General features: G+C 63.8%; 22 protein-coding genes and 2 pseudogenes. 6 read left to right on the top strand and 18 right to left on the bottom strand.

From position 1 onward, the window contains the following. Nucleotides 1-44: 44 nt before the first annotated feature. The 6 genes from HMPREF3173_RS09655 to HMPREF3173_RS09630 all read right to left on the bottom strand — a co-directional run bounded on the left by HMPREF3173_RS09655 (nucleotide 45) and on the right by HMPREF3173_RS09630 (nucleotide 4,625). Nucleotides 45-611, bottom strand: a complete 567-nt coding sequence (locus HMPREF3173_RS09655; protein WP_070572672.1) for a DUF4136 domain-containing protein — start codon at nucleotides 609-611, stop codon at nucleotides 45-47. Between the two features lie 19 nt (nucleotides 612-630). Next, nucleotides 631-1,266, bottom strand: coding sequence for a DUF4136 domain-containing protein (locus HMPREF3173_RS09650; protein ID WP_070572669.1), 636 nt, complete (start codon nucleotides 1,264-1,266; stop codon nucleotides 631-633). A gap of 21 nt (nucleotides 1,267-1,287) precedes the next feature. After that, nucleotides 1,288-2,037 carry a methyltransferase domain-containing protein gene (locus tag HMPREF3173_RS09645; protein ID WP_070572668.1) on the bottom strand — a complete coding sequence of 250 codons (750 nt, stop codon included), beginning with the start codon at nucleotides 2,035-2,037 and terminating at the stop codon, nucleotides 1,288-1,290. Continuing rightward, complete coding sequence (locus tag HMPREF3173_RS09640) at nucleotides 2,034-2,339, bottom strand: MazG-like family protein (RefSeq protein WP_043207849.1); 306 nt, start codon at nucleotides 2,337-2,339, stop codon at nucleotides 2,034-2,036. Before HMPREF3173_RS09640 ends, HMPREF3173_RS09645 begins: the two co-directional genes overlap by 4 nt. A 79-nt stretch (nucleotides 2,340-2,418) precedes the next feature. Beyond that, nucleotides 2,419-3,270, bottom strand: coding sequence for a MaoC family dehydratase (locus tag HMPREF3173_RS09635; RefSeq protein ID WP_070572666.1), 852 nt, complete (start codon nucleotides 3,268-3,270; stop codon nucleotides 2,419-2,421). A 2-nt stretch (nucleotides 3,271-3,272) separates the two neighbouring features. Continuing rightward, the gene (locus HMPREF3173_RS09630) at nucleotides 3,273-4,625 is read right to left on the bottom strand and encodes a 3-oxoacyl-ACP reductase (protein WP_070572664.1); all 1,353 of its coding nucleotides are present in this window, start codon (nucleotides 4,623-4,625) and stop codon (nucleotides 3,273-3,275) included. 119 nt (nucleotides 4,626-4,744) lie between these two features. Here HMPREF3173_RS09630 and HMPREF3173_RS09625 point away from each other — a divergent pair, with 119 nt between their 5' ends. Continuing rightward, nucleotides 4,745-6,022, top strand: a complete 1,278-nt coding sequence (locus HMPREF3173_RS09625; protein WP_070572662.1) for an acetyl-CoA C-acetyltransferase — start codon at nucleotides 4,745-4,747, stop codon at nucleotides 6,020-6,022. Nucleotides 6,023-6,221: 199 nt separating this feature from the next. Here the strand turns inward: HMPREF3173_RS09625 and HMPREF3173_RS25275 are convergent. The 5 genes and pseudogenes from HMPREF3173_RS25275 to HMPREF3173_RS09605 form a co-directional block, all read right to left on the bottom strand. Then, nucleotides 6,222-6,818 (bottom strand): annotated as a pseudogene (locus HMPREF3173_RS25275) (methyl-accepting chemotaxis protein); the annotation flags it as partial. A gap of 261 nt (nucleotides 6,819-7,079) precedes the next feature. Beyond that, nucleotides 7,080-8,009, bottom strand: a pseudogene (locus HMPREF3173_RS25270) (sensor histidine kinase); the annotation flags it as partial. Between the two features lie 335 nt (nucleotides 8,010-8,344). Beyond that, nucleotides 8,345-8,749, bottom strand: a complete 405-nt coding sequence (gene cueR, locus HMPREF3173_RS09615) for a Cu(I)-responsive transcriptional regulator (RefSeq protein WP_043207839.1) — start codon at nucleotides 8,747-8,749, stop codon at nucleotides 8,345-8,347. Beyond that, a complete protein-coding gene (locus HMPREF3173_RS09610; RefSeq protein WP_070572658.1) occupies nucleotides 8,746-11,145 on the bottom strand; it encodes a heavy metal translocating P-type ATPase in 2,400 nt (799 codons plus the stop codon). The genes cueR and HMPREF3173_RS09610 overlap by 4 nt, the downstream gene beginning before the upstream one ends. A 52-nt stretch (nucleotides 11,146-11,197) precedes the next feature. Next, the gene (locus HMPREF3173_RS09605) at nucleotides 11,198-11,584 is read right to left on the bottom strand and encodes a hypothetical protein (protein WP_070572656.1); all 387 of its coding nucleotides are present in this window, start codon (nucleotides 11,582-11,584) and stop codon (nucleotides 11,198-11,200) included. Nucleotides 11,585-11,728: 144 nt separating this feature from the next. Here HMPREF3173_RS09605 and HMPREF3173_RS09600 point away from each other — a divergent pair, with 144 nt between their 5' ends. Next, on the top strand, nucleotides 11,729-11,926 hold the full coding sequence (locus HMPREF3173_RS09600; RefSeq protein WP_070572655.1) for a heavy-metal-associated domain-containing protein: 198 nt from the start codon (nucleotides 11,729-11,731) through the stop codon (nucleotides 11,924-11,926). 105 nt (nucleotides 11,927-12,031) lie between these two features. Beyond that, entirely contained in the window at nucleotides 12,032-13,213 is a 1,182-nt protein-coding gene (locus tag HMPREF3173_RS09595; RefSeq protein ID WP_070572653.1) for a multidrug effflux MFS transporter, read from the top strand. Here the strand turns inward: HMPREF3173_RS09595 and HMPREF3173_RS24920 are convergent. Next, nucleotides 13,164-13,361: a hypothetical protein gene (locus HMPREF3173_RS24920; protein WP_080642059.1), complete on the bottom strand. Its 198-nt coding sequence runs from the start codon at nucleotides 13,359-13,361 to the stop codon at nucleotides 13,164-13,166. The two genes, HMPREF3173_RS09595 and HMPREF3173_RS24920, sit on opposite strands and share 50 nt — an antisense overlap. A 586-nt stretch (nucleotides 13,362-13,947) precedes the next feature. Between HMPREF3173_RS24920 and HMPREF3173_RS09590 the strand changes: the two genes are divergently transcribed. Beyond that, nucleotides 13,948-14,661, top strand: coding sequence for an ArsR/SmtB family transcription factor (locus HMPREF3173_RS09590; RefSeq protein WP_043207826.1), 714 nt, complete (start codon nucleotides 13,948-13,950; stop codon nucleotides 14,659-14,661). Between the two features lie 34 nt (nucleotides 14,662-14,695). Here HMPREF3173_RS09590 and HMPREF3173_RS09585 read toward each other — a convergent pair whose 3' ends face one another. The 6 genes from HMPREF3173_RS09585 to HMPREF3173_RS09560 form a co-directional block, all read right to left on the bottom strand. After that, a complete protein-coding gene (locus tag HMPREF3173_RS09585; protein ID WP_070572651.1) occupies nucleotides 14,696-15,646 on the bottom strand; it encodes an adenosine deaminase in 951 nt (316 codons plus the stop codon). Between the two features lie 160 nt (nucleotides 15,647-15,806). Further along, the gene (locus HMPREF3173_RS09580; RefSeq protein ID WP_043207822.1) at nucleotides 15,807-17,162 is read right to left on the bottom strand and encodes an 8-oxoguanine deaminase; all 1,356 of its coding nucleotides are present in this window, start codon (nucleotides 17,160-17,162) and stop codon (nucleotides 15,807-15,809) included. A gap of 119 nt (nucleotides 17,163-17,281) precedes the next feature. Further along, nucleotides 17,282-17,968 carry an SDR family oxidoreductase gene (locus HMPREF3173_RS09575; RefSeq protein ID WP_070572649.1) on the bottom strand — a complete coding sequence of 229 codons (687 nt, stop codon included), beginning with the start codon at nucleotides 17,966-17,968 and terminating at the stop codon, nucleotides 17,282-17,284. A gap of 389 nt (nucleotides 17,969-18,357) precedes the next feature. Then, the gene (locus HMPREF3173_RS09570) at nucleotides 18,358-18,945 is read right to left on the bottom strand and encodes an IMPACT family protein (RefSeq protein ID WP_043207819.1); all 588 of its coding nucleotides are present in this window, start codon (nucleotides 18,943-18,945) and stop codon (nucleotides 18,358-18,360) included. 9 nt (nucleotides 18,946-18,954) lie between these two features. Beyond that, nucleotides 18,955-19,617: a TetR/AcrR family transcriptional regulator gene (locus tag HMPREF3173_RS09565; protein ID WP_043207817.1), complete on the bottom strand. Its 663-nt coding sequence runs from the start codon at nucleotides 19,615-19,617 to the stop codon at nucleotides 18,955-18,957. A gap of 89 nt (nucleotides 19,618-19,706) precedes the next feature. Further along, nucleotides 19,707-20,621: a LysR family transcriptional regulator gene (locus HMPREF3173_RS09560; RefSeq protein ID WP_070572647.1), complete on the bottom strand. Its 915-nt coding sequence runs from the start codon at nucleotides 20,619-20,621 to the stop codon at nucleotides 19,707-19,709. A 306-nt stretch (nucleotides 20,622-20,927) separates the two neighbouring features. On the opposite strand from HMPREF3173_RS09560, the gene HMPREF3173_RS09555 reads away from it, so the two are divergent. Both HMPREF3173_RS09555 and HMPREF3173_RS09550 read left to right on the top strand, forming a co-directional pair. After that, a complete protein-coding gene (locus HMPREF3173_RS09555; RefSeq protein ID WP_070572644.1) occupies nucleotides 20,928-22,274 on the top strand; it encodes an omega-aminotransferase AptA in 1,347 nt (448 codons plus the stop codon). A gap of 69 nt (nucleotides 22,275-22,343) precedes the next feature. After that, entirely contained in the window at nucleotides 22,344-23,837 is a 1,494-nt protein-coding gene (locus HMPREF3173_RS09550; RefSeq protein WP_070572642.1) for a CoA-acylating methylmalonate-semialdehyde dehydrogenase, read from the top strand. Nucleotides 23,838-23,924 lie beyond the last annotated feature (87 nt).

Here is a 23,924-nt window from a genome sequence, read left to right as displayed (position 1 = left end):
CCCGCGAACACGGGCGAAGCCCGTGCTATCACTGCATCGTCTGTTTACTGCCGGCGCGGTGGATAGTGCGACATCACCTGGGTGACAGTCTTCTGGATCGCAGTGTTGCGTTCTTCCGGTCCGGGTGGGTAGTTGTTCATGATCTGTTCGGCGCTGGCACGCCAGACCAGCTTGCCGTCACGACCGTCGAACATGTCCACCTGGATGGTCGCGACCTTGTAGTCGACGCTACGGGTCTCGTTGTACATCGGCCCGCCCCAATAACCTCCCCAGTACCCACCCCAGGCGCCGCCGTAGTTGGTGGTGATCTGCTGCTGGCGTTCCTCGACGATGAGGTAGGCGCGTACCTTCACATCGGCCTGGGCATTGCCCTGCACCGGTCTCAGGCCGCGTTGGTCGAGCTGGTCGGCCACGGCCTGGCGGATGCGCTGCTCGGTCAGGTCGCTCTTGATCCGTGGATCATCCGGGCGGTACTGCAACGCCGGTTCCTGCCAGGCCCAGCTGCGGTAGGCAGCGAAGTCTCGGCTGGCGTCGAAATCCTGGGTGACGTTGTTGTTGGCGCAGGCGGTGAGCAACAACGCGAATGACAACAGAACGAGGCGGCGCAACATGATGGTTCTCCGTTGGACACTAACTGGGAGGATAGCCGCTCAGTGCCTTGCCCACAGACTCGCGCAAAGCGTTTTCGCGGTCCCGAGGCGAGTCCTTGCCGCTGCCACTCTCGGCGCTGGCGCTCCATACCGGTTGGCCGTCGCGCGCGTCGAACAGGTCGATGCGCACCACCATGACTTCGACTTCATAGGTACGCACGATCGGCACGCTGCCATAGGCGCCATAGCCATTGCGATAACCGCCATAGCCGATGCTGCCGTAGGGGTACGGGCCGTAGTAGGGGTCGTAATAGTCGTAGTCACGCACCTGGCGCAGGCGACGCTCCAGACGGATGTCGGCGCTTACCAGAAGGTCCGCGGCATTGCCGCGTGCAGGACGCAAACCATGCTGGTCGAGGGCGCTGCTGACCGCCTCGGCCAGTTGCGCCGGGTCGGCGTTGGCATTGGCACTTGGCGGCTGGCCGTCGCGCCAGCGCCAGCTGCGATAGCGGCCATAGTCGCGCGGCGGTGCAGGATAAGCGCTGGCATCGAAAGTGGTGGCTGCCTGGGCCGGTGCCGGCGGCAATGGCCGGCTACTGGCGACATAAGGGTTGCTGCCCTGGCAGGCAGCCAGGGTCAGGGTGAGCAATGCCAGGCAGAGTTGCGGGTACGGCATGGGGTCCTCCCGGCAAGCGGGTCAATGCGGTCGGCAGATCCAGTGCAGATAGCGGCCAAGCCCAGCGAAGCTGGGGTGGCGGCGATGTGCGAGCTCCATCTCCAGTAGGTCGAGCAGCTCGGCCTTGGCCTGGAAGTCCTTGGGCATGTAGTCATGGAACACCCGCACGCCACTTTCACTTTCGACTTGCCACAGGGGTTCAAGTTGCGCCTTGAGCTCCCTTGGATCAAGCGGTTTCTGCGGAGTCAGGCTCTGGCTTTCACCCGCCAGGCGGTTGCTGCGCAGCTTGCGGAAATGGCCTTTGAGCAGGTTGCGGTAGACCAGCGCGTCGCGGTTGTAGAACGCCAGGGACAACCAGCCGCCAGGAGCGGTCAACTGGTGCAGCACCGGCAGGATGCTCTCGGGTTCGGCCAGCCATTCCAGCACGGCGTGGCACAGCACAAGGTCGAACGGCTCGGTCAGCTGGCCGAGCAGGTCCTGCCAGGGCGCCTGGATGAAGGTGGCTGCCTGGCCGGCCTCGGCAAAGCGGGCGCGGGCACCGTCGAGCATGGGCGCGGCGGGTTCGGCGAGGGTCAGGTGGTGGCCGCGTTCGGCCAGCCACAGGGCCATGTGGCCCAAGCCTGCGCCAATGTCCAGCACGCGCAAGGGGCGGTCGGGTAGGGCTTCGGCGAGGTCGGCCTGAAGGACCGCGAGGCGGATCGCGCCTTTGGCGCCGCCATAGATCTTCTCGGCGAAACGGGTGGCCAGTTCATCGAAATGACGGTCGTTCATTTGGCGAAGCGCCTCTCGCTATCAGCCAGCTTGGCACGCACCACTTCGTTCATGTCCAGCCCCAGTTCGCTGCACAGCAGCAACAGGTAGAGGACGATATCGCCCACTTCCTGGCCGGCGTGGGCGAGTTTTTCAGGGGGAAGCTGGCGCGACTGGTCCTCGGTCAGCCATTGGAAGATTTCCACCAGTTCAGCCATTTCGACGCTGGCGGCCATGGCCAGGTTCTTGGGGCTGTGGAAGCCGCGCCAGTCGTTGGTGTCGCGGATCCGGTGCAGGCGTTCGGTCAGTTCTTGCAGGTTCATTGGGCTCTCCTAATGGCGCATAGCTTCGGATGAGCCTGGCTGCAAAGCAAGCGCCTCGGGCTGCACGGCAGCCCCAGGACTAGAGCGGCGACCAGCGCCCGAGCATGTGCACCAGGGCCCCATGCCCCTCCAGGCGCAACACGCCTTCCGGCCCGGCCTCGCTGGCACTGAGCACCACCTCCGAAGGCAAGCGCACGGGTTTGTGGAAATCCACCGCGAAGGCATAGCCGCTGGCCGGCAGATGGCCGCGCAAGGCGGCCATCGCCATCGCCTTGGTCCACATGCCATGGGCGATGGCGGTGGGGAAGCCGAACAGGCGGGCGCTGGAGGCGCTAAGGTGGATCGGATTGTAGTCGCCGCACACCTTGGCGTAGCGCCGGCCGATATCACTGTCGGCGTACCACCGGGTGACCTCCGGCAGGTTGCCGGGTTCGACGGTCTGCACCTCGTCGCCCTGGCCTTCCAGACGCAGTCCGCGCACCAGCATCCGGCTGGTTTCCCGCCAGAGCAGACCCAGCCCATCCTCGGCCTCGGTGACCAGATCGAAGGTGCCGCCCTTGGCGTGGGGCTGCAGGTTGTCGGCGTAGACCGCAAAGCGCAGGCCATCGATACCGCCCAGCGGACGATGGACCTGGATTTCGTTGTGCAGGTGGACCAAACCGAGCAGCGGGAAGGGGAAGCGATGGGCCGTGAGCAACTGGAGCTGCAGGGTGAAGGCCATGATGTGGGGATAGGTCGGCGGCAGGCGGCCGTGATCGGCGAAATGGCACAGTCGGCGATAGGCCGCCAGGTTGTCGGGCTGAACCCGCAGGAAACAGCGCAGGCCGGCCTCGGGCAATCGGTCGCCGCTGATACCGCGTTTGCGCAACGCCCGCAAGTAAAGGCTGGCGCGTGCGTCGGGGCTGTGCAGGTCGTGCCATGAACGCGTCATTGTCATGCCCCCATCAGTGCCTGGCCGCAGACCCGCAGGACTTGGCCATTGACCGCGCCCGTGCCGGGCTGGCTGAGCCAGGCGATGGCCTCGGCGACGTCCTGTGGCACGCCGCCCTGGCCCAGCGAACTCAGGCGTCGTCCGGCTTCGCGTAGGCCCATGGGCATGGCGGCGGTCATGTGGGTTTCGATAAAGCCTGGGGCCACGGCATTGATGCTGGCGCCCTGCTTGGCCAGCTTGGGTGCCCAGGCCTGGGCGAAGCCGATCAGGCCGGCCTTGCTCGCTGCGTAGTTGGACTGCCCGCGATTGCCGCCGATGCCGCTGACCGAGGCGAGCAGGGTGATGCGCGCCCCGTCGTGAAGCTTGCCGGCGTCGAACAACGCTTGGGTCAGGACTTGCGGGGCCTTGAGGTTCACGGCCAGCACCGCGTCCCAATATTCGGGCGTCATGTTGGCCAGGGTCTTGTCGCGGGTGATGCCGGCGTTGTGCACCAGGATGTCGAGGCCGTCGGGCAGGGCTTCGACCAGCTTGGCTGGGGCATCGCTGGCGCAGATGTCCAGGGCCAGGGCCTCGCCACCGAGGCGGGCGGCAAGGGCGTCGAGGTCTTTTTGTGCCTGTGGAACATCCAGCAGGATGACGTCCGCGCCATCGCGGGCCAGGGTCTCGGCGATGGCTGCGCCAATCCCTCGGGCGGCACCGGTCACCAGGGCGCGGCGGCCGGCCAGCGGGCGGGTCCAGTCCTCGACATGGTTGGCGCAGGGGCCCAGGCGCAGAACTTGCCCGCTGATGAAGGCGCTGCGGGGCGACAGGAAGAAGCGCAAGGCGCCTTCGAGCTGGTCTTCGGCGGCCTTGTCGACATACAGCAATTGCACGGTGGCGCCGTCGCGCAGCTCTTTGCCCAGCGAACGGCTGAAGCCTTCCAGGGCGCGCTGGGCCATGCTGGCCTGCGGGTCGTCGAGGCTTTCGGGCGCGCGCCCGAGGATCACCACATGGGCACAGCGGGCCAAGCTGCGCAGCAGCGGCTGGAAGAATTCGCGCAGTTGGCGCAAATCGTCGCTGTCGGCCAGATGGCTGGCATCGAACACCACGGCCTTGAGCTTCGGCCCCAGGCCCGCGACCCAGGTCTGTGCCTGCAGCCCTTCGCCGTTGAAGCTGTAGAGGGTGTCGGTCAGGCGTGGGGCGATGGCCTCCACCTGGACTGCCAGGGGCCCACCTCCGAGCACCAGGGCACCCTCCACGGGACGCAGGCGCCCTGCCTGCCATCGCTCCAGCGGCGCCGGACGGGGCAGGCCCAAGGCATCGACGAGACGTCGGCCAAGGTTGGAGTTGGCAAAGCCGAGATAGCGGTCGCTCATGTGCGGGTCTCCCAGGGGACAAGCTTGCAAGTGTGGACCAAGTTTGTGTCGAGGTCGTTCGACTGCGGTAAAAACACCTAGTCTGTACGGATCAATTTGTTTCAGAAGGAACATGCGCCATGGTTTCACCCCGCCGCGTCGCGATCCTGGGCGCCAACCGAATCCCGTTTGCTCGCTCCAACGGCGTCTATGCCAAGGCCAGCAACCAGGCGATGCTCACCGCCGCGCTCGAGGGCCTCATTGAGCGCTGCCATCTGCATGGCTTGCGCCTGGGCGAGGTGGCCGCGGGCGCGGTGGTCAAACATGCCCGCGACATGAGCCTGACCCGTGAGAGCGTGCTGGGCTCTCGGCTTTCGGCACAGACACCGGCCTATGACCTTCAGCTGGCCTGTGGCACGGGCCTGGAGGTGGCGCTGTTGTCGGCCAACAAGATTGCCCTCGGGCAGATCGACTGTGCCATCGCCGGCGGCGTGGACACCGCCTCGGACGCCCCGATCGCCGTCAGCCCGGGCTTGCGGCGCATCCTGTTGCAGGCCAACAGCGCCAGAACCTGGTCCGAGCGGCTCAAGCCGTTCCTCAAGCTGCGTCCCAGGCACTTTCTACCTGAGCTGCCGCGTATCGAAGAGGCTCGCACGGGGCTGTCGATGGGCGAGCATTGCGAGCGCATGGCGCAGACCTGGCAGATTGGTCGTGCCGAGCAGGACGAGCTGGCCCTGCTCAGTCATCAACGTCTGCTGGCCTCGTTCGATGAGGGCTGGCATGAGGACCTGCTCACGCCTTACCTGGGCCTGGCCCGGGACAACAACCTGCGCCCGGACCTGACCCTGGAGCAGTTGGCCAAGCTCAAGCCTGCGTTCGACCGCAGCGGGCAGGGCACCCTCACGGCCGGCAACTCCACACCGCTGACCGATGGCGCCTCACTGGTATTGCTGGGCACCGAAGAATGGGCCAGGGAGCACGACTTGTCTGTGCTGGCGTATGTGGTCGATGGCGAGACCGCGGCAGTGGATTTCGTCACCGGTCACGAAGGGCTATTGATGGCGCCTGTCTACGCGGTACCTCGGTTGTTGGCGCGCAATGGGCTGACCCTGCAGGATTTCGACTACTACGAGATTCACGAGGCCTTCGCCGCCCAAGTGCTGTGCACGCTCAAGGCCTGGGAGGATGAGGAGTACTGCCGCACGCGCCTGGGCCTTGCGCAGCCGTTGGGCGCCATCGATCGCAGCAAGCTCAATGTCAAAGGCAGCTCCCTGGCGACGGGGCATCCGTTCGCGGCTACCGGCGGGCGCATCCTGGCGAACATGGCCAAGCTGCTGGCCACGGCCGGTAAGGGCCGAGGACTGATCTCCATTTGCGCGGCGGGAGGGCAGGGGGTGACGATGATCGTCGAGCGGTGAGGGGCGGCTGGGGCTGCCGTGCAGCCCATCGCAGACTGTCGCCAGCTCCCACTGTCGCAGTAGCCGATGAACCCTGGCTGTTAGGCTCCGTTGGGCTCCACGCTTGGGGCGTTGCAGTTCTAGCGCCGGCAGGTCGTGGCCCTTTCGCGGGCAATCGGAGGCGCAACCGCTGCTCCGATTGACCCGCCAAGGGCATGACTCAGGTACGGAACCTGCGCACCAGTGCATCCAGCTCATTGGACAGCCCCGCCAGGCTCTCGGAGTCCTGGCGTGCGGCCTGGGCCAGCTCGGCCACCAACTGTGCATCGCCGTGGATCTGGCTGATGTGGCGGTTGATGTCCTCAGCCACCTGATGTTGCTCTTCGGCGGCAGTGGCGATCTGGGTGTTCATGTCGCGAATGATGTCCACCGACTCGCGGATCTGCCCGAAACTGTCACGCGCCAGGCCAATGCGGCTGACCGACTGCTGCGAGACCTCGAGGCTTGCGTGCATCTGCTCTGCGACCTCGGCGGTGCGCGAGGCGAGGTTGCCCAGCAGGCCGTCGATTTCGGCAGTGGAATCGGCGGTGCGCTTGGCCAAGGCGCGGACTTCGTCGGCGACCACGGCAAAGCCACGGCCTTGCTCGCCGGCGCGGGCGGCTTCGATGGCGGCGTTCAGGGCCAGCAGGTTGGTCTGCTCGGCAATCGAACGGATGGTGCCGAGAATCGACTGGATGGCATTGCTGTCGCGTTCCAGTTGCTGGATCGACTGGGCCGACTGCTCGATCTCCTGGCTCAGGCGGTCCACGCTCTGCACCGCCGCGTCGATCTGCTGCTGGCCTTCGCGGGCCTGCTGCTGGCCGCTGTCGGCCGACTGCGCGGCCTGGCTGCAGGAGCGGGCCACTTCGTTGGCGGTGGCGACCATCTCGTGGAAGGCGGTGGAAACCATGTCCACCGACTCGCGCTGGCGGCTGGCCGCTTCGCTCATGTCGCTGGAGACGCGGGTCGAGCTGCTGGAGGTGTGCAGGATCTGCCCGGCGGCGGCGCCGATGTGCTGGATCAGACTGCGGATGGCGCCGAGGAACTGGTTGAACCAGTTGGCCAGTTGCGCGGTTTCGTCGCGGCCGTGGATCTCCAGGCTGCGGGTCAGGTCGCCTTCGCCCTGGGCGATGTCTTCCAGGCCGCTGCTGACGCTATTGATCGGCCGCACGATGAGTTTGGCGAAGGCCGCGCCGACACCTGCGAACAGCAAGGCCAGGACCAGGGCGATGGTGCCGATCACCCAGGTCAGGCGGGTGGTGGTCTGCATGACTTCGTCGTGGCGGATCAGGCCGATGAAGGTCCAGCCCGTCTGGGCGTCGGGATAGATGTTGGCCATGTAGCGTTCGCCGCCCAGCTCTACTTCGACCAGGCCCTTGTCGGCCTTGGCCAGGGTGGCATAGCCGTCGCCGAAGCTGTCCAGTTGCTTGAAGTTGTGGTTGGGGTCGCGCGGGTCGACGATCACGTTGCCGTTTTTCTCGACCAACATCAGGTAGCCGGTTTCGCCCAGCTTGATCTGCTTGAGCAGGTCAGTCAGCCCATTGAGCGACACATCGATACTGACGACGCCGCCCAGGCTGCCCAGTGCGTTGCCCACCGCGCGTACCACACTGATCTGCACCACGTCGCCGGATGCCCAGTAGTAAGGTGCAGTGCGCAAGGTCTTGCCGGGGTTGGCCAGGGCCAGCTGGTACCAGGGGCGCTGGCGGGGGTCGTAGTTGGCGAAGGTGTCGTCGTTCGGCCAGCCGACGTAGCCGCCGTCGCTCACGCCGTAGGAGATGTAGGCGTAGCTGGGATGGGCCTCGGCCAGGCGGGTCATGAACTCGAAGACTTGTTTGTCCTGCTCGCCCAGCTCCCGGGTCGGGTTGGCGGTCAGGTACTTGTTCAGGTTGTTACCGGTCGCTGCGACCACCGGTTGCGCCGCAATGTAGTTCACGTTCTGCTCGATGCCCTGGAAGAACAGGTTCATCGCATTGCCGACTTGGCGGATTTCCCGGCTGCTGTTGCCGAGGAAGTCTTCACGGGCTTCACTGCGCAGGTTGAGCACCACCAAGGTGGCCACGAGGACGATGGGCAGGCCCGCGATAACGGCGAAGGCCCAGGTCAGTTTTTGCTTGATGTTCATCCACGATCCCCGATTGTTTTTATCGATACCTGAGGCAGGTGTCTTAGACATCGGCAGCATTCGGCTTTTTTGTAGGGGAGTGCCCAGATTTATTAGCCAAAATCGTGTTTTGTGACCGATCGGTCATGATTTGCGCCCAGCCTGCAGCAGCGACCTAGGGCCGCTCCTGCAGAGCAGGGTCAGGCGCAGCAGCTCTTGCCGTTGGCCAGGTCCTTGAGGATCGGGCAGTCCGGACGGTCATTGCCCTGACAGTGGGCAGCCAGGTCGCTGAGCGTGTCACGCAGACTGACCAATTCCTCGATCCGCTTGTTCAGCGCCTCGATGTGTTGCATGGCCAGGGCTTTGACGTCCGCGCTGGCGCGCTGGCGGTCCTGCCAGAGGGTCAGCAGCTTGGCCACCTCCTCCAGGGAAAACCCCAGGTCACGCGAGCGCTTGATGAACGCCAGGGTGTGCAGATCGTCCTGCTGGTACAGGCGATAGCCACTGTCGCTGCGCACGGCCGGCTTGAGCAGGCCAATGGACTCGTAGTAACGGATCATCTTGGTGCTGAGCCCGCTGCTGCGGGCGGCCTGGCCGATGTTCATGGATGCTCCTGCGCGTTGTCGGTGGGCTTCCAGGTCTTGAGCCACAGAGCGTTGCTCACCACGCTGACACTCGACAAGGCCATGGCGGCGCCGGCCAGTACGGGGTTGAGCAGGCCAAACGCGGCCAGTGGAATGCCGATCAGGTTGTAGATGAAGGCCCAGAACAGGTTCTGGCGGATCTTGGCGTAGGTCTTGCGGCTGATCTCCAGCGCCGCAGGCACCAGGCGCGGATCGCCGCGCATGAGGGTGATGCCGGCGGCTTGCATGGCCACGTCGGTGCCGCCACCCATGGCGATACCGATGTCGGCAGCCGCCAGGGCCGGAGCGTCGTTGATGCCATCGCCGACCATCGCCACCACCCCGTCGCGCTTGAGCGCGGCCACGGTGGCGGCTTTGTCTGCGGGCAGCACTTCGGCATGGACATCTTCGATCCCAAGAGCATCGGCCACGACCTTGGCGCTGCCCCGATTGTCGCCGGTCAGCAGGTGGCTGCTGATGTGTTGTGCATGCAAGGCTTCGATGGCGTGTCCGGCACCGGGCTTGAGGCTGTCACCGAAGGCGAACAGGCCCAGCACCCGCTGTTGCGGTTGGCGCTCGATCAGCCACGACAGCGTGCGGCCCTCGGCTTCCCAGGCTTGGGCCTGGGTGGCGAGTTCGCCAGGCGACAGGGTGCTTTCATCGAGCAGACGGCGGTTGCCCAGGGCCAGTTCGCGCTCGCCGACACGCCCGGCGATGCCACGGCCAGTGAGCGATTGGCTGTCGGCCACTTGCGGCACGTCCAGGCCCTGTTCGGCACAGGCATCGAGCACGGCCTTGGCCAAGGGATGTTCGCTGCCGCGTTGCAGGGCCCCGGCCAGCTGGAACAGTTCGCCGGTGTCGCCGTGGAGGGCTTGGCTGTGGACCACGCGAGGGCTGCCAGAGGTAAGGGTGCCGGTCTTGTCGAACACCACGCGATTGACCGCGTGGGCGCGCTCCAGTGCCTCGGCATCCTTGATGAGGATGCCATGGCGGGCGGCGACACCGGTGCCTGCCATGATCGCCGCAGGCGTGGCCAGGCCCAGGGCACATGGGCAAGCGATCACCAGCACAGCGACGGCATTGATCAGCGCGGTTTCCAGCGGCGCACCGGCCAGCCACCAGCCAACCAGGGTGATCAAGGCGATCACCAGCACCGCCGGAACGAACACCTGGCTGACCCGATCCACCAGCTTCTGGATCGGCGCCTTGGCCGCCTGGGCATCTTCGACCAGACGGATGATCCGGGCTAGTACGGTTTCGGTGCCCAGCGCTTGGGTACGGATCAACAGGCGGCCTTCGCCGTTGATCGCGCCGCCGGTGACGGCGTCGCCCGGCTGCTTGGGCACCGGCAGGCTCTCGCCGCTGATCAGGGCTTCATCGGCATGGCTGCTACCTTCGAGCACCTCGCCGTCGACCGGGAATCGCTCGCCAGGTTTGACCAGCACCAGATCCCCCAGGCGCAACTGGTTGATCGGCACGTCTTCCTCTCGGCCGTCGACCACCCGCACGGCTCGGTCCGGGCGCAGGGCTTCCAGGGCCCGGATGGCGCTGGCGGTCTGGCGTTTGGCGCGGCTTTCCAGGTACTTGCCCAGCAACACCAGGGCGATCACCACCGCCGAGGCCTCGAAATACAGGTGCGGCTGCATGCCTGACGGGGCCTGGGCCCACTGGTACAGGCTCAGGCCGTAGCCCGCGCTGGTACCCAGGGCCACCAGCAGGTCCATGTTGCCGGCACCAGCGCGCACGGCTTTCCAGGCTGCCACATAGAAGCGCGCGCCGAGGATGAACTGGACAGGCGTGGCCAGCAGGAACTGCACCCAGGCCGGGAGCATCCAGTGCAGACCGAAGGGTTGCACAATCATGGGCAGTACCAAGGGCAGCGCCAGCAACAGTGCGGCACCGACGGCCAGGCGCTCGTTGCGTAAGCGACGCTGGGCGTCGGCCTGGTCGTCACGTGCGGCCTGGGGCAGGCTGGCGCTATAGCCCGCCATTTGCACGGCATCGATCAGTAGGGTGTCGTCGAGCCCCTGGAGCACTTCGAGGTGGGCGCGTTCGCTGGCCAGATTGACGTTGACCTGCTCGACCCCCGGCACTTTGGCGAGGGCGCGTTCGACCCGGCCCACGCAACTGGCGCAGGTCATGCCGACGATCTGCAGTTCGAGAGTGCGGGTGGGAACGCCATAACCGGCCTCTCGAACTGCGTCGACGAGGGCGGGAAGGCTGTCGGCCGGGGCCTGGACCCTGGCCTGTTCGGTGGCGAGATTGACACTGACTTGTTCAGCGCCGGTGACCTTGCGCAGTGCGCGCTCTACCCGGCCAGCACAGCTGGCGCAGGTCATGCCGGAGATCGGCAGGTCGAACGTGGTGGATGCGGACATGGCTCTCCTCCTTGGACAGGCCTTCAGCATCAACCTTGCCACACGGGGAAGGTCAATACCCCAAGCCGGCCCTCTTCAACTGCAGCCCATTGGCACCCATGGCGATGCGGTATTTGCTGATCTGTCCGGCCTGTAGGCTCAGGCGTGTGCTGCGTTGGTCTTCGATACCGGGCGCGCAGCCGGGCACCTGTCCTGGCAACAGTCGCAGGCGGACGTCCACCGGGCCGGGTGGCAAATTGAAGGAGGTGGACTGCTCCTGGAACAGGCGCCCGGAGAGCTGGTCGTTGAGGTAGATGCCGATCTCGCAACTGGTGGCCACTTCCAGGCGTTCCCGGGAAATGATCAGCACGCTGTAGTCCGAGTTGCCTTCGGCGCTGGCTGGCGGCACCGCGGCCAGTGCGCCCAGCAATCCAACCAGGCCCAATGCTGCCCTGAACATGAAGAATCTCCTGCTTGCCAAATCGTCAAAGGCGCAGCTTGGCCGAGCCGCGCGCGGATTTCCAGCCCGGCCGGTCAACGCAATACTTGACCTTGCCATGATGGTAAGGACGAGACTGCGAAAAACCCCTGAAGGAGACACCCGATGCAAGTGTTCAATGTTCAAGGCATGACCTGCGGCCATTGCGTGAAGGCGGTAACCCGAGCGGTGCAGGCACAGGATGCGGCCGCCCAGGTGCAGGTCGATCTGCCGAGCCAGCAAGTGCGCGTACAGAGCCAGCTGGCTGCCGAGCAGATCCTGGCGGCGATTCGTGAGGAAGGTTACCAGGCTGAGCAAGCCTGATCGTCCGGGGGCGCATGGCGCCCCCATTTATTACAAAGGTTTTCAAGCTGATCGGGTCCAGTGCAGGTAGACTGACGCACTTGCTTAGCCAGCTATGGATTCCCGATGAACCTGCGAATAGTGTTGATCCTGGGCGCCCTCAGTGCGTTCGGGCCCCTGGCGATCGACTTCTACCTGCCCGCTTTCCCCGCCATGGCGCAAGCCTTCGGCACCGACGAAAAGCACGTCCAGACCACACTGGCGGCCTACTTCCTCGGTCTGTCGCTCGGCCAGTTGGCCTATGGCCCGGTGGCCGATCGCTTCGGCCGACGTACGCCGCTGCTGTTCGGCATCACTCTATTCACCCTGGCTTCCCTGGCTTGTGCCTATGCACCGAACCTCCAGACGCTGGTGCTGGCGCGTTTCGTCCAGGCCCTGGGCGGTTGCGCGGGGATGGTACTGTCACGGGCCATTGTCAGCGACAAGTGCGACCCGGTGGCCTCGGCCAAGGTGTTCTCGCAGTTGATGCTGGTGATGGGGCTGGCGCCGATCCTGGCACCGATGCTAGGCGGGGTGCTGGTCAATGTGTCGGGCTGGCAGTCGATTTTCCTGGCCTTGAGCCTGTTCAGTGCGGCTTGTCTGCTCGCGGTGAGCCTGGGGCTGCCGGAAAGCCTGCCGCCGGACATGCCTCGCCAACCGCTGTCCGGTGCCTTGCGCCAGTACCTGCGTTTGCTCGGTGATCGGGTGTTCCTGGGGCACGCTCTGACCGGTGGAGTCGCCATTGCTGGTATGTTCGCCTACATCGCCGGCTCCCCCTTCGTGTTCATCAAGCTGTATGGCGTTCCCGCCGAGCACTATGGCTGGCTGTTCGGCACCAATGCCGCAGGCTTCATCCTCATGGCCCAGGTCAATGCGCGTCTGCTGGCCAAGCGCGGCCCGGCATTCCTGTTGGCGCGGGCGGTGTGGTTGTACCTACTGGCGGGCTTGGCGCTGCTGTGCGTCGCGGCGTTGCGGCCGGAGTCGTTGTGGCCACTGCTGGTGCCGTTGTTCCTGTGCATCGCAAGCCTGGGCTGCATCATCCCCAACGCATCGGCGTGCGCCATGAGCGGGCAAGGTGCCAGGGCCGGTAGTGCCTCGGCCTTGATGGGCTGCGCGCAGTTCAGCGTCGCTGCCGGCGCGGCAGCGCTAGTGGGCGTGCTGCACGATGGCAGTGCGGTGCCCATGGCCTTGGTGATCAGCTTGTGTGGCGTGCTGGTCGTCAGTGTCGCGATGTTGACTCGGCGCTTGCAGGCCAGGCGTCCCGCATGAGGGGGTGAGGCGCCTGCAGGCGACTTTCCAGCGTGGCAACGAACGAGCGAGCTTCGGCTTCGCTGCGGAAACTCACCACATGCTGATCGAGCCGGACTTGCCACGGGCAGTTGGGGTTGCGGTTCGAAGCACTGACGACAATCTTCATCGCGGCATACCTCCAATGGGCGGGAGCCGATGCAGTTTAGCGCTGCCACTTGCGGGTGCCATGGCTTGGTGCAGGCCTTCGGACTGACGGTCGTACCTCTGGTCGGGGGGACGACCGGTCGGTTCGGGCAATGTTCAGTAGCATGTGGAAGCTTCGCTTTGGCCTGCCGTACATGAGGAAGGTTTGCGTCGGTATTGTTTCCTGCATTGAGCTGAGACTGTCGGCCTCTGTGGGGCTGCGTGCTCGCCGTCATGGGGCCACCGGTTACATGGCGCTCTGGCCGAAGCCTGGCGCAACGCCGCGACCCTGGCCGAGGGTGATACCCCCCAATGCTGTTCTGCTCTGTGGACGCCGGCTGCCGGCACAGGCGCAAGGCCTGCAGCGACTTATACTGGCTAGCCCGGCCAGTACCAGCGAGAGAGATTTCCCTGCCAGGGAACGGCAAGAGACTGCGTCGATTCGAGCGCGACCGGAGCGCCTTGCGTCGTTTGCGGGCTCCGGCGTATCCGTTCTTGCCAGTTCCGGCAGAGGTGCCACGCTGGCGGTTGGCCGATAGGAACCGACGTGATCATGCAGGGAGTTGTAAATGAAAGCAGTCAGCAGTATTGCCCAGATCGCCGGCCTGATGGCCGACCCCAAGCGCAGCGCCATGTTATGGGCATTGATCGACGGGGTCCCTCGCCCTGCCGATGAGTTGGCCCTGATGACCGGCCTGACCTCGTCGTCCGCCTGTGCGCATCTGTCGCTGTTGTCGTCGGCGGGCCTGCTCAGGCTGGAGTCACGTGGCCGCAAGCGGTATTTCCGTCTGGCCACGCCGCAGGTGGGAGCAGCGGTGGAAGCCTTGGCCAGTGTGCATCTCGAAAGCCGCGGGCAAGGAAACACACAAGCCACACCTTTGCAGGTGCCCATGTCCATGCGTCGGGCGCGCCGCTGTGGCGACCATCTCGGGGGAGAGCTGGCGGCCGATCTGCTGCATCGGCTGATCGTAGCCGGGTGGCTGGAAGGCACCCAGCAGCAGCCGAGGGTCAGCCTCGAAGGCCGGGCCCAATTGGCCGCTGTCGGGGTCTACACCGAGGCGTTGGCATCCGGTCAGAAGAACGGCTGCATGATTTGTCACTGCAATGAATGGAGCGATCAGGGGCCGCACCTGGGAGGTAGCCTGGGCCACGCTTTGTTCAGGCTGTTCCTGCAATCGGGTTGGCTGTGCGAACAGGAAGGCTCGCGGGCGTTGCAGATCTCTCCACTGGGCGTCCAGCAGATCAACCGTATCGCCCGCATGCCAGCCTTGCAGGTTGGCTAGGGGCTAGCCCGGGCGGGCCAGCCAGAGGGGCAAGCTATCGAACCAGGCGGGCGTCCAGGCTGTTTTGCGCCAGGCGTCGGGCTTGGTCCTGGGTCATGCCCAGGTGGGTGTGCAAGGCATGGAAGTTCTCGGTGATATAGCCACCAAAGTAGGCCGGATCATCGGAGTTCACCGTCACCTTCACGCCACGCTCGAGCATGTCGAGAATGTTGTGCTGACCCATGTGCTCGAACACACATAACTTGGTATTCGACAGCGGGCACACTGTCAGCGGGATCTGCTCGTCGATGATGCGCTGCATCAGCCGTTCGTCTTCGATGGCGCGTACACCATGATCGATGCGTTGGACCTTCAGCAGGTCGAGGGCTTCCCAGATGTACTCGGGCGGGCCTTCTTCACCGGCATGGGCGACGGTCAGGAAGCCTTCGCTGCGGGCTCGGTCGAAGACGCGCTGGAACTTGCTCGGCGGATGGCCTTTTTCCGAACTGTCCAGGCCCACGGCGATGAACGCATCACGCCAGGGCAGCGCCTGGTCGAGGGTCTGTTGTGCTTGCTCTTCGCTGAGGTGGCGCAGGAAGCTCAGGATCAGGCCGCTGCCGATGCCCAGCTGTTCGCGGCCATCTTTGAGGGCCTGGCTGATGCCATTGAGCACCACTTCGAAAGGGATGCCCCGATCGGTGTGGGTCTGCGGGTCGAAAAAGGGTTCGGTATGCACCACGTTCTGGGCTTTGCAACGTTGCAGGTAGGCCCAGGTCAGGTCGTAGAAGTCCTGCTCGGTTCGCAGTACATCGGCACCTTGGTAATAAAGGTCGAGAAATTCCTGCAGGTTGTTGAAGGCATAGGCGCTGCGCAGGGTTTCCACATCGGCCCAAGGCAGGGTGATCCTGTTGCGTTCGGCCAGGGCGAACAGCAGTTCCGGCTCCAGCGAGCCCTCCAGGTGCATGTGCAGTTCGGCCTTGGGCAAGGCGTTGAGCCAGTCATACATAGGTGTAGTCTCGATCAGGTACGGTTCGCGCCATTCTACAGGGCGTGCGCGGCAACTGCGCAGCCCGCTCATGACACCAGGCCGCCCCAAGGATCCCGTGTGGGCCCGTGGGGCGGCCTGGTGTCATGACGAGGCTGAAGGCCTCTGCCTCTGTGCAGGATCAGCCGGCGATCAGCTGGGCGGCAGCTTGGCGGTGATCAGCAATCAGGCCTTGTACATCCAGGCCCTCGATCTGCCCGTCGATGACGCGCCACTGGCCTGCGACCATGACCCGGTCGGCGCGGTCGGCACCACACAGCAGCAGCGCCGAGAGTGGATCGTGGCTACCGGAGAAGCGCAGCTCGTCGAGCTTGAACAGCGCCAGATCCGCCTGCTTGCCGACGGCCAGCTCGCCGATGTCGCTACGTCCCAGCAGACGTGCCGAGCCTCGGGTCGCCCAGCCCAGGGCTCGCTCGGGGGTGATCTGCTCGGCGCCATAGCGCAGGCGCTGCAGGTACAGGGCCTGACGGGCTTCGAGGATCATGTTCGAAGCATCGTTGGAGGCCGAACCGTCGACGCCGAGGCCAACCGGTGCGCCGGCGGCTTCCAGTTCCACGGTCGGGCAGATACCGGAAGCCAGGCGCATGTTCGAGCTCGGGCAATGGCAGATGCCGGTGCCGGCCTCGCCCAGGCGGGCAATTTCCTCGTTGTTGAAGTGAATGCCATGGGCGAGCCAAGTACGCGGGCCGAGCCAGCCAACGCTGTCCAGGTAATCGACGGTACGCAGGCCGAAACGCTGCAGGCAGAAGTCCTCTTCATCGAGGGTTTCGGCCAGGTGGGTGTGCAGGCGCACGTCCAGCTCGTCGGCCAGGGCAGCGCTGGCGCGCATGATCTCGGGGGTCACCGAGAAGGGCGAACAGGGTGCCAGCGCGATCTGGATGCGTGCACCATCGCCGCGCTCGTGGTAGCTGTGGATAAGTCGTTGGCTATCCGCCAGGATCACTTCGCCCTGTTGCACGGTTTGCTGTGGCGGCAGGCCACCGTCGGCCTCTCCCAGGCTCATGGAGCCGCGGGTCAGCATGGCGCGCATGCCCAGCTTGCGCACGGCTTCGACTTGGACGTCGATGGCGTTATCCAGGCCCTGCGGGAACAGGTAGTGATGGTCGGCGGCGGTGGTGCAGCCGGACAGCAGCAGCTCCGCCAAGGCGACCTGACTGGCCAGCTCCAGCTTGGCTGGGGTGAGGCGTGCCCAGACTGGGTACAGGGTTTTCAGCCAGGGAAATAGCGGCTGGTTGACCACCGGCCCCCAGGCGCGGGTGAGGGTCTGGTAGAAGTGATGATGGGTGTTGATCAGGCCTGGCAGCACTACGTGCTCACGGGCGTCGAAGGTCTGGTCGCAGGGCTTGCTGGGTGTTTCGCCAAGGGCGAGCAGTTCGGTGATGCGGCCATCTTCGATGACCAGACCGCCACGGGCGTCGGTGCCGTTGGCAGTGAAGATGGCAAGGGGGGATTTCAACCAGGTACGGGTCGCAGGCATGGTGCCGGCTCCTCTGAAAGTGGGTTCAGGTTAGCCAGCTCAGTGTTGCCCTGTCTGCTGATCCAGGTTCGCCGTGGGGCGAGGCTCGCAGTCTACTGCCTCGCCACACGGCTTTCAATTCACCAGACGAGCGCTTCACCTTTGTAATTGATAAAGCGCAGTCCTGCATTGCCGCTTTGTGCCTTAACCTGATCGAGCATGCCACGGGTACTGGTGAGCACATCGATTTCGGCGTTCTCGCCGCCCATTTCGGTCTTCACCCAGCCCGGGTGCATGGCCAGTACGCACAGGTCCGGACGCTGCAACTCGACCACGAAGCTGTTGATCATGGAATTGAGTGCAGCCTTGCTGGCCTTGTACAGGCAGATCTCGCCACCATCGGGAATGGTCACGCTGCCCAGGATTGAGCTCATGAAGGCCAACACGCCAGTGCCCTCCCGTACCTGGCCGGCCAGGCGACGGGCGACGCGAATCGGTGCCACGGCATTGGTCATGAACAGCTCGCCCAGCGCGGCGGTGCCCACTGTTTCCAGGTCTTGCGGCAGTGGCCCCATGACCCCGGCGTTGATGAACAGCAGATCCAGTACTTCACCCTGCAGGCGTTGATGCAGAGCATCGAGCTGGGTGGTGTCGTTCATTTCCAGGGTCTCGATGCGCACGCCAGGCACGGCGCGCAGGGCCTCGGCCTTTTGCGGGTCGCGTACGGTGGCGATGATGTTCCAGCCGTCCTCGTGCAGGCGTTGCACCAGGCCCAGGCCCAGCCCGCGGGAGGCGCCGATGATCAGGGCGGTTCTGGTAGTGGACATGAGGGGCTCCTTGATCTTTGAAAGTCGGGGTATTGAGGATAATTCAGCGAACCGAATGCTGCCCGGTCGTGACTTGAACAAAAAATGACCATTCGATAGAAGGCCCGTGAATCCGGGCGTTTGCTCCAGGGATGCACGGGTTATCCACAATCCCCTCCACATTATCTGTGAGCAAGGCAGCACGTGATTGCAGGTGCTCCAATCAGGGAAAGGGATCGCTGAATTGGGGATAACTTGCTGTTATTCAGGTGCTTGCGACGCTGTCATGAAAATGTGATCAAAATATGATCAATGCCCTGCAGGCCTTGTGGTGAAAGGGCTGTACTCAAATGCCCCAAGCTTATCCACAGGCGGACCCACAGTAGTTGTGAGCAACTGCAGTGCTTGGGTTACTCACAGGGCGCCAGGCGAATGCGTCCGCGGCTCAGATCCGCCAACTGTTGTTGCAGTGTCTGTAGATGCGCCTCGCCAACCGCAACCTGTAGGTCCACGCCGTTGGCAGTGAACTGTTCGTCCAATACCAGACCGTCGACTTCCGCCAGACGCAGCTTGAGTAGCGCCAGTTCACTGAAGGTACAACTGCAGTGGTACTCGCTGCGTTGGACAAGCAACCGCTTGGGCGCCTGTTGCAGGCATTTATTGGCCCCACCCCCGTAGGCCCGGGCCAAGCCGCCGGTGCCCAGCTGGATGCCGCCATACCAGCGGATCACCAGCACCACGACCTGGTCGCAGTCCTGCGCCTCGATGGCGGCCAGGATCGGCCGACCTGCAGTGCCACCGGGTTCACCGTCGTCGCTGCTGCGGTACTGGGCTCCGAGCTTCCAGGCCCAGCAGTTATGGGTCGCTGCCAGGTCGCTATGGCGTTCGATGAAGCTCATCGCCTCGGCGGCACTGGTGATCGGGCCGGCAAGGGTGATGAAGCGGCTCTTGCGGATTTCCTCGCGGAACTCGCAGAGGTCAAGCAGGGTAGAAGGCATAAGTCCGGGTCAGGCTGTGGGGGTGATGCCGCAGCCTTTGAGAATGATGTGGATAAGGTTGTTGCTGGCGTCTTCCATGTCCTGTTTGGTCAGGCGACTGCGCCCGGTGACCTGGCAGATCTGGGTCGCGAAGTCGGCGTAGTGCTGGGTGCTGCCCCAGAGCAGAAAGATCAGGTGGACCGGGTCGACGCGGTCCATCTTGCCAGCATCCATCCAGGCCTGGAACACCGCGGCACGGCCGCGGAACCATTCGCGGTAATCGGCGCTGAAATACTCGCTCAGGCAGTTTCCGCCACTGATGACTTCCATGGCGAAGATCCGCGAGGCCTGCGGGTTTCGCCGGGAAAACTCCATCTTCGTGCGGATGTAGTGGCTCAGCGCTTGGGCAGGGTCGTCCTCGACGCTCAAGGCGTTGAAGGTGCTGTCCCACAGCTCGATTATATTGCTGAGCACGGCGATGTACAGGCCAAGCTTGTTGGTGAAGTAGTAATGCAGGTTCGCTTTGGGCAGGCCGGCCTTCTGGGCGATGGTGTTCATGCTGGTGCCCTTGAAACCATGGCGGGCGAACTCGTCTTCGGCGGCCTGGATGATGGCCTGCTCGTTCTTCTGGCGAATGCGGCCTGCGGGTTTGCCCGAGAGGGGCGGACGATGCGCGGGAACTTCAAGGGTCATGGACGATTCCGTACGAGTCTGTGGCAACGGCTGCCGGACAGATTACCTTCCTCTGAGCACCTGACAAGCATTAGCGGTAGAGTCAGGCATCAACGTGTCGCAGCCAGGCTTTCCAGGAAGCTTTCGAGCACAAGGTTTGGACGCCGCCCCTTGCGTGTGACCCAGCTAAGGCTCAGGTCATAGAAACGCTCGAGGGGCTTGAGTGCACGCAGGCGCCCCTGCTGTACCCAGAACATCGCGTAGTGGTCAGGCAGATAGCCGATGTAACGCCCGGTGAGGATAAGAAACGCCATGCCTTCGCGGTCCGATGCACTCGCCGTGCAGTTCAGCGCCTGGTAATGCGCCTGGATATCGGCTGGCAGGCGAAAGGTCGGCGCGATGGCGTCCTGGCTGTTGAGGCGTTCGTCGTCGATCTGCTGATCATCTGCGTAGAACAGCGGGTGCCCGACGGCACAGTAGAGCAGCGAGCGTTCGCTGTACAAGGGCTGGTACTCCAGACCCGAAAGCGGGCTGGTCTGTGGCACCACGCCGACATGCAAGCTGCCGTCCAGTACGCCTTGCTCGACCTGGCTGGGGGCGATCATGCGGATCTGGATGCGTACATCGGGGCCACGGTCCTTGAGTTCGGCCAGGGCATGGGTGATGCGCATATGTGGCAGAGTCACCAGGTTGTCGGTCAGGCCGATGTTCAGCTCGCCGCGCAGATGCTGGTGCAGGCCGTTGACCTCGGTGCGAAAGGTTTCCAGGGCGCTGAGCAGTTGCAGGGCCGAGTGATAGACCTCCCGGCCTTCCTCGGTCAGTGAGAAACCGGCGCGGCCCCGTTGGCACAGACGCAGGCCCAGGCGCTGCTCCAGGTCGTTCATCTGCTGGCTGATCGCCGAGCGGCCGATGCCAAGGACGTTCTCGGCGGCGGAAAAACCTCCGCATTCCACGACGCTGCGGTAGATCTTCAGTAGGCGGATATCGAAGTCGCTGACTTGGGCAAGGGGCTGTGGGCGTTTCACGGGGAGCCTTCAATGGAGTGAGTCAGGGGCGCAACCTTAACCAAACCCTGTGCATAAATCAGTCGGCGAGCTGCAACCGTTCATTGCATGTCTGCCCAGGCCCCTGACGGACGGATACGGATACCGGCGTGTCGACCAGGTGATTGATCTGTATTGGGTTATTGGTATGTGTTGATCTTGTCGAGCTTAAGTTTAGCCTGCATGAATCTAAAGATTAGAAAAGCGGCATTTTTCTTACGTTAGTCCCGTGACAACTTAGCTGCAACAACATCCATCGTTGCCTAATCGTCTTCCGAGGAACCGCCGATGAACATGCCCGCAACCGCCACCACCGGTATCGCAAGCCAGCTCAAGCTGGACGCCCACTGGATGCCCTACACCGCCAACCGCAACTTCCAGCGCGATCCACGCCTGATCGTGGCGGCCGAAGGCAACCACTTGGTCGATGACAAGGGCCGCAAGGTGTTCGATGCACTGTCTGGCCTGTGGACCTGTGGCGCTGGGCACACCCGCAAGGAAATCACCGAGGCCGTTTCCCGCCAGATGGGTGTGCTGGACTATTCGCCAGCCTTCCAGTTTGGCCACCCGCTGGCATTCCAGCTGGCGGAGAAAATCACTGAGCTGACCCCTGGCGACCTGAACCACGTCTTCTTCACCAACTCCGGTTCCGAGTGCTGCGACACCGCGCTGAAGATGGTGCGTGCCTACTGGCGCCTGAAAGGCCAGGCGACCAAGACTAAGATCATCGGCCGTGCCCGTGGCTATCACGGCGTGAACATTGCCGGCACCAGCCTCGGTGGCGTCAACGGCAACCGCAAGCTGTTCGGTCAATTGCTGGATGTCGACCACCTGCCTCATACCGTGCTGCCGGGCAACGCCTTCACCAAAGGCATGCCGGAAGAGGGCGGTATCGCCCTGGCGGACGAGATGCTCAAGCTGATCGAGCTGCACGATGCCTCGAACATTGCCGCCGTGATCGTCGAACCGTTGGCTGGCTCGGCTGGCGTTCTGCCGCCACCGAAGGGCTATCTCAAGCGTCTGCGCGAGATCTGCACCCAGCACAACATTCTTTTGATTTTCGATGAAGTGATCACCGGCTTCGGTCGCATGGGCGCCATGACCGGCTCCGAAGCGTTCGGCGTGACCCCGGACCTGATGTGCATCGCCAAGCAGGTCACCAACGGTGCCATCCCGATGGGCGCGGTGATTGCCAGCAGCGAGATCTACCAGACCTTCATGAACCAGCCGACGCCGGAATACGCCGTGGAATTCCCTCACGGCTACACCTACTCGGCCCATCCTGTGGCCTGCGCTGCCGGTATCGCTGCGCTGGACTTGCTGCAGAAGGAAAATCTGGTGCAATCCGCAGCCGAGCTGGCGCCGCACTTCGAGAAAGTGCTGCACGGTATCAAGGGCACCAAGAACGTCGTCGACATCCGCAACTATGGACTGGCCGGCGCCATCCAGATCGCCGCCCGTGACGGCGATGCCATCGTGCGTCCGTACGAGGCTGCAATGAAACTGTGGAAAGCAGGCTTCTATGTCCGCTTCGGCGGCGACACGCTGCAGTTCGGCCCAACCTTCAACACCCAGCCGCAGGAACTGGATCGCCTGTTCGACGCGGTGGGTGAAGCCCTGAACCAGATCGACTGATTTCTTCCGACTCTGACGGCAGGCGCATGTTCATGCGCCTGCATCAACCTTCTTTATCTGGAGTTTTGCATGAGCATCGTTCAGCACCTGATCAACGGCGAGCTGGTTTCCAAGGGTGAGCGCACCGCCGATGTCTTCAACCCGTCCACCGGCGAGAGTTCCCGCAAGGTCGAACTGGCCAGCCGCGCAACCATTCAAGAAGCCATCGACGCAGCCAAGGCAGCCTTCCCGGCCTGGCGCAATATGCCGCCGGCCAAGCGTGCCCAAGTGATGTTTCGCTTCAAGCAACTGCTGGAGCAGAACGAAGCACGTATCTCGCAACTGATCAGCGAAGAGCACGGCAAGACCCTGGAAGACGCTGCGGGTGAGCTCAAGCGCGGTATCGAGAACGTCGAGTTCGCCTGCGCCGCACCCGAGCTGCTCAAGGGCGAATACAGCCGCAACGTAGGTCCGAACATCGACGCATGGTCCGACTTCCAGCCGCTGGGCATCGTTGCCGGTATTACCCCGTTCAACTTCCCGGCCATGGTGCCGCTGTGGATGTACCCGCTGGCCATCGTCTGTGGCAACGCCTTCATCCTCAAACCGTCCGAGCGTGACCCGAGCTCGACCCTGTTCATCGCCCAATTGCTGCATGAGGCCGGCCTGCCCAAAGGCATCCTGAATGTCGTCCATGGCGACAAGGAAGCGGTCGACGCATTGATTGAAGCGCCAGAGGTCAAGGCCTTGAGCTTCGTCGGTTCGACGCCGATCGCCGAATACATCTATGCCGAAGGCACCAAGCGCGGCAAGCGTGTCCAGGCTCTGGGCGGCGCCAAGAACCACGCGGTACTGATGCCCGACGCCGACCTGGACAACGCCGTCAGTGCGCTGATGGGGGCGGCTTATGGTTCTTGCGGCGAGCGCTGCATGGCCATCTCGGTTGCCGTGTGCGTGGGCAACCAGGTCGCAGATGCGCTGATCGCCAAGCTGGAGCCGCAGATCAAGGCGCTGAAGATCGGCGCCGGTACCTCCTGTGGCCTGGACATGGGCCCGCTGGTGACCGCGGCTGCCCGTGACAAAGTGGTTGGCTATATCGATGATGGTGTGGCGGCTGGTGCCAAGCTAGTCGTCGATGGGCGTGGTCTGCGCGTGACCGGCCATGAGGATGGCTATTTCGTGGGCGGCACCCTGTTCGACCACGTCACGCCGGAAATGCGTATCTATAAAGAAGAGATCTTCGGCCCAGTGCTGTGTGTGGTACGTGTAAAGAGCCTCGAGGAGGCCATGCAACTGATCAACGAGCATGAATATGGCAACGGCACCTGCATCTTCACCCGTGACGGTGAAGCGGCGCGCCTGTTCTGCGACGAGATCGAAGTCGGCATGGTAGGGGTGAACGTGCCGCTGCCGGTACCGGTTGCCTACCATAGCTTCGGTGGCTGGAAGCGTTCGCTGTTCGGCGATCTGCATGCTTATGGCCCGGATGGTGTGCGCTTCTATACCCGTCGCAAGGCCATTACCCAGCGTTGGCCACAGCGTGCCAGCCATGAGGCTTCGCAGTTCGCGTTCCCAAGCCTGTAAGAGATAGACAAGCCCAGAAGCAAAACGGGGAGGCCGTCAGGCCTCCCCGTTTTGCTTTCAGCCGGATTAAGGTTTTTTGAAAATAAG

The sequence above is a fragment of the Pseudomonas sp. HMSC08G10 genome (assembly GCF_001808425.1).
GTDB classification, from domain to species: Bacteria; Pseudomonadota; Gammaproteobacteria; order Pseudomonadales; family Pseudomonadaceae; genus Aquipseudomonas; species Aquipseudomonas guariconensis.
The sequence above is the reverse complement of the archived record's forward strand: the minus strand, read 5'-3'. Positions and strand labels throughout refer to the sequence as shown.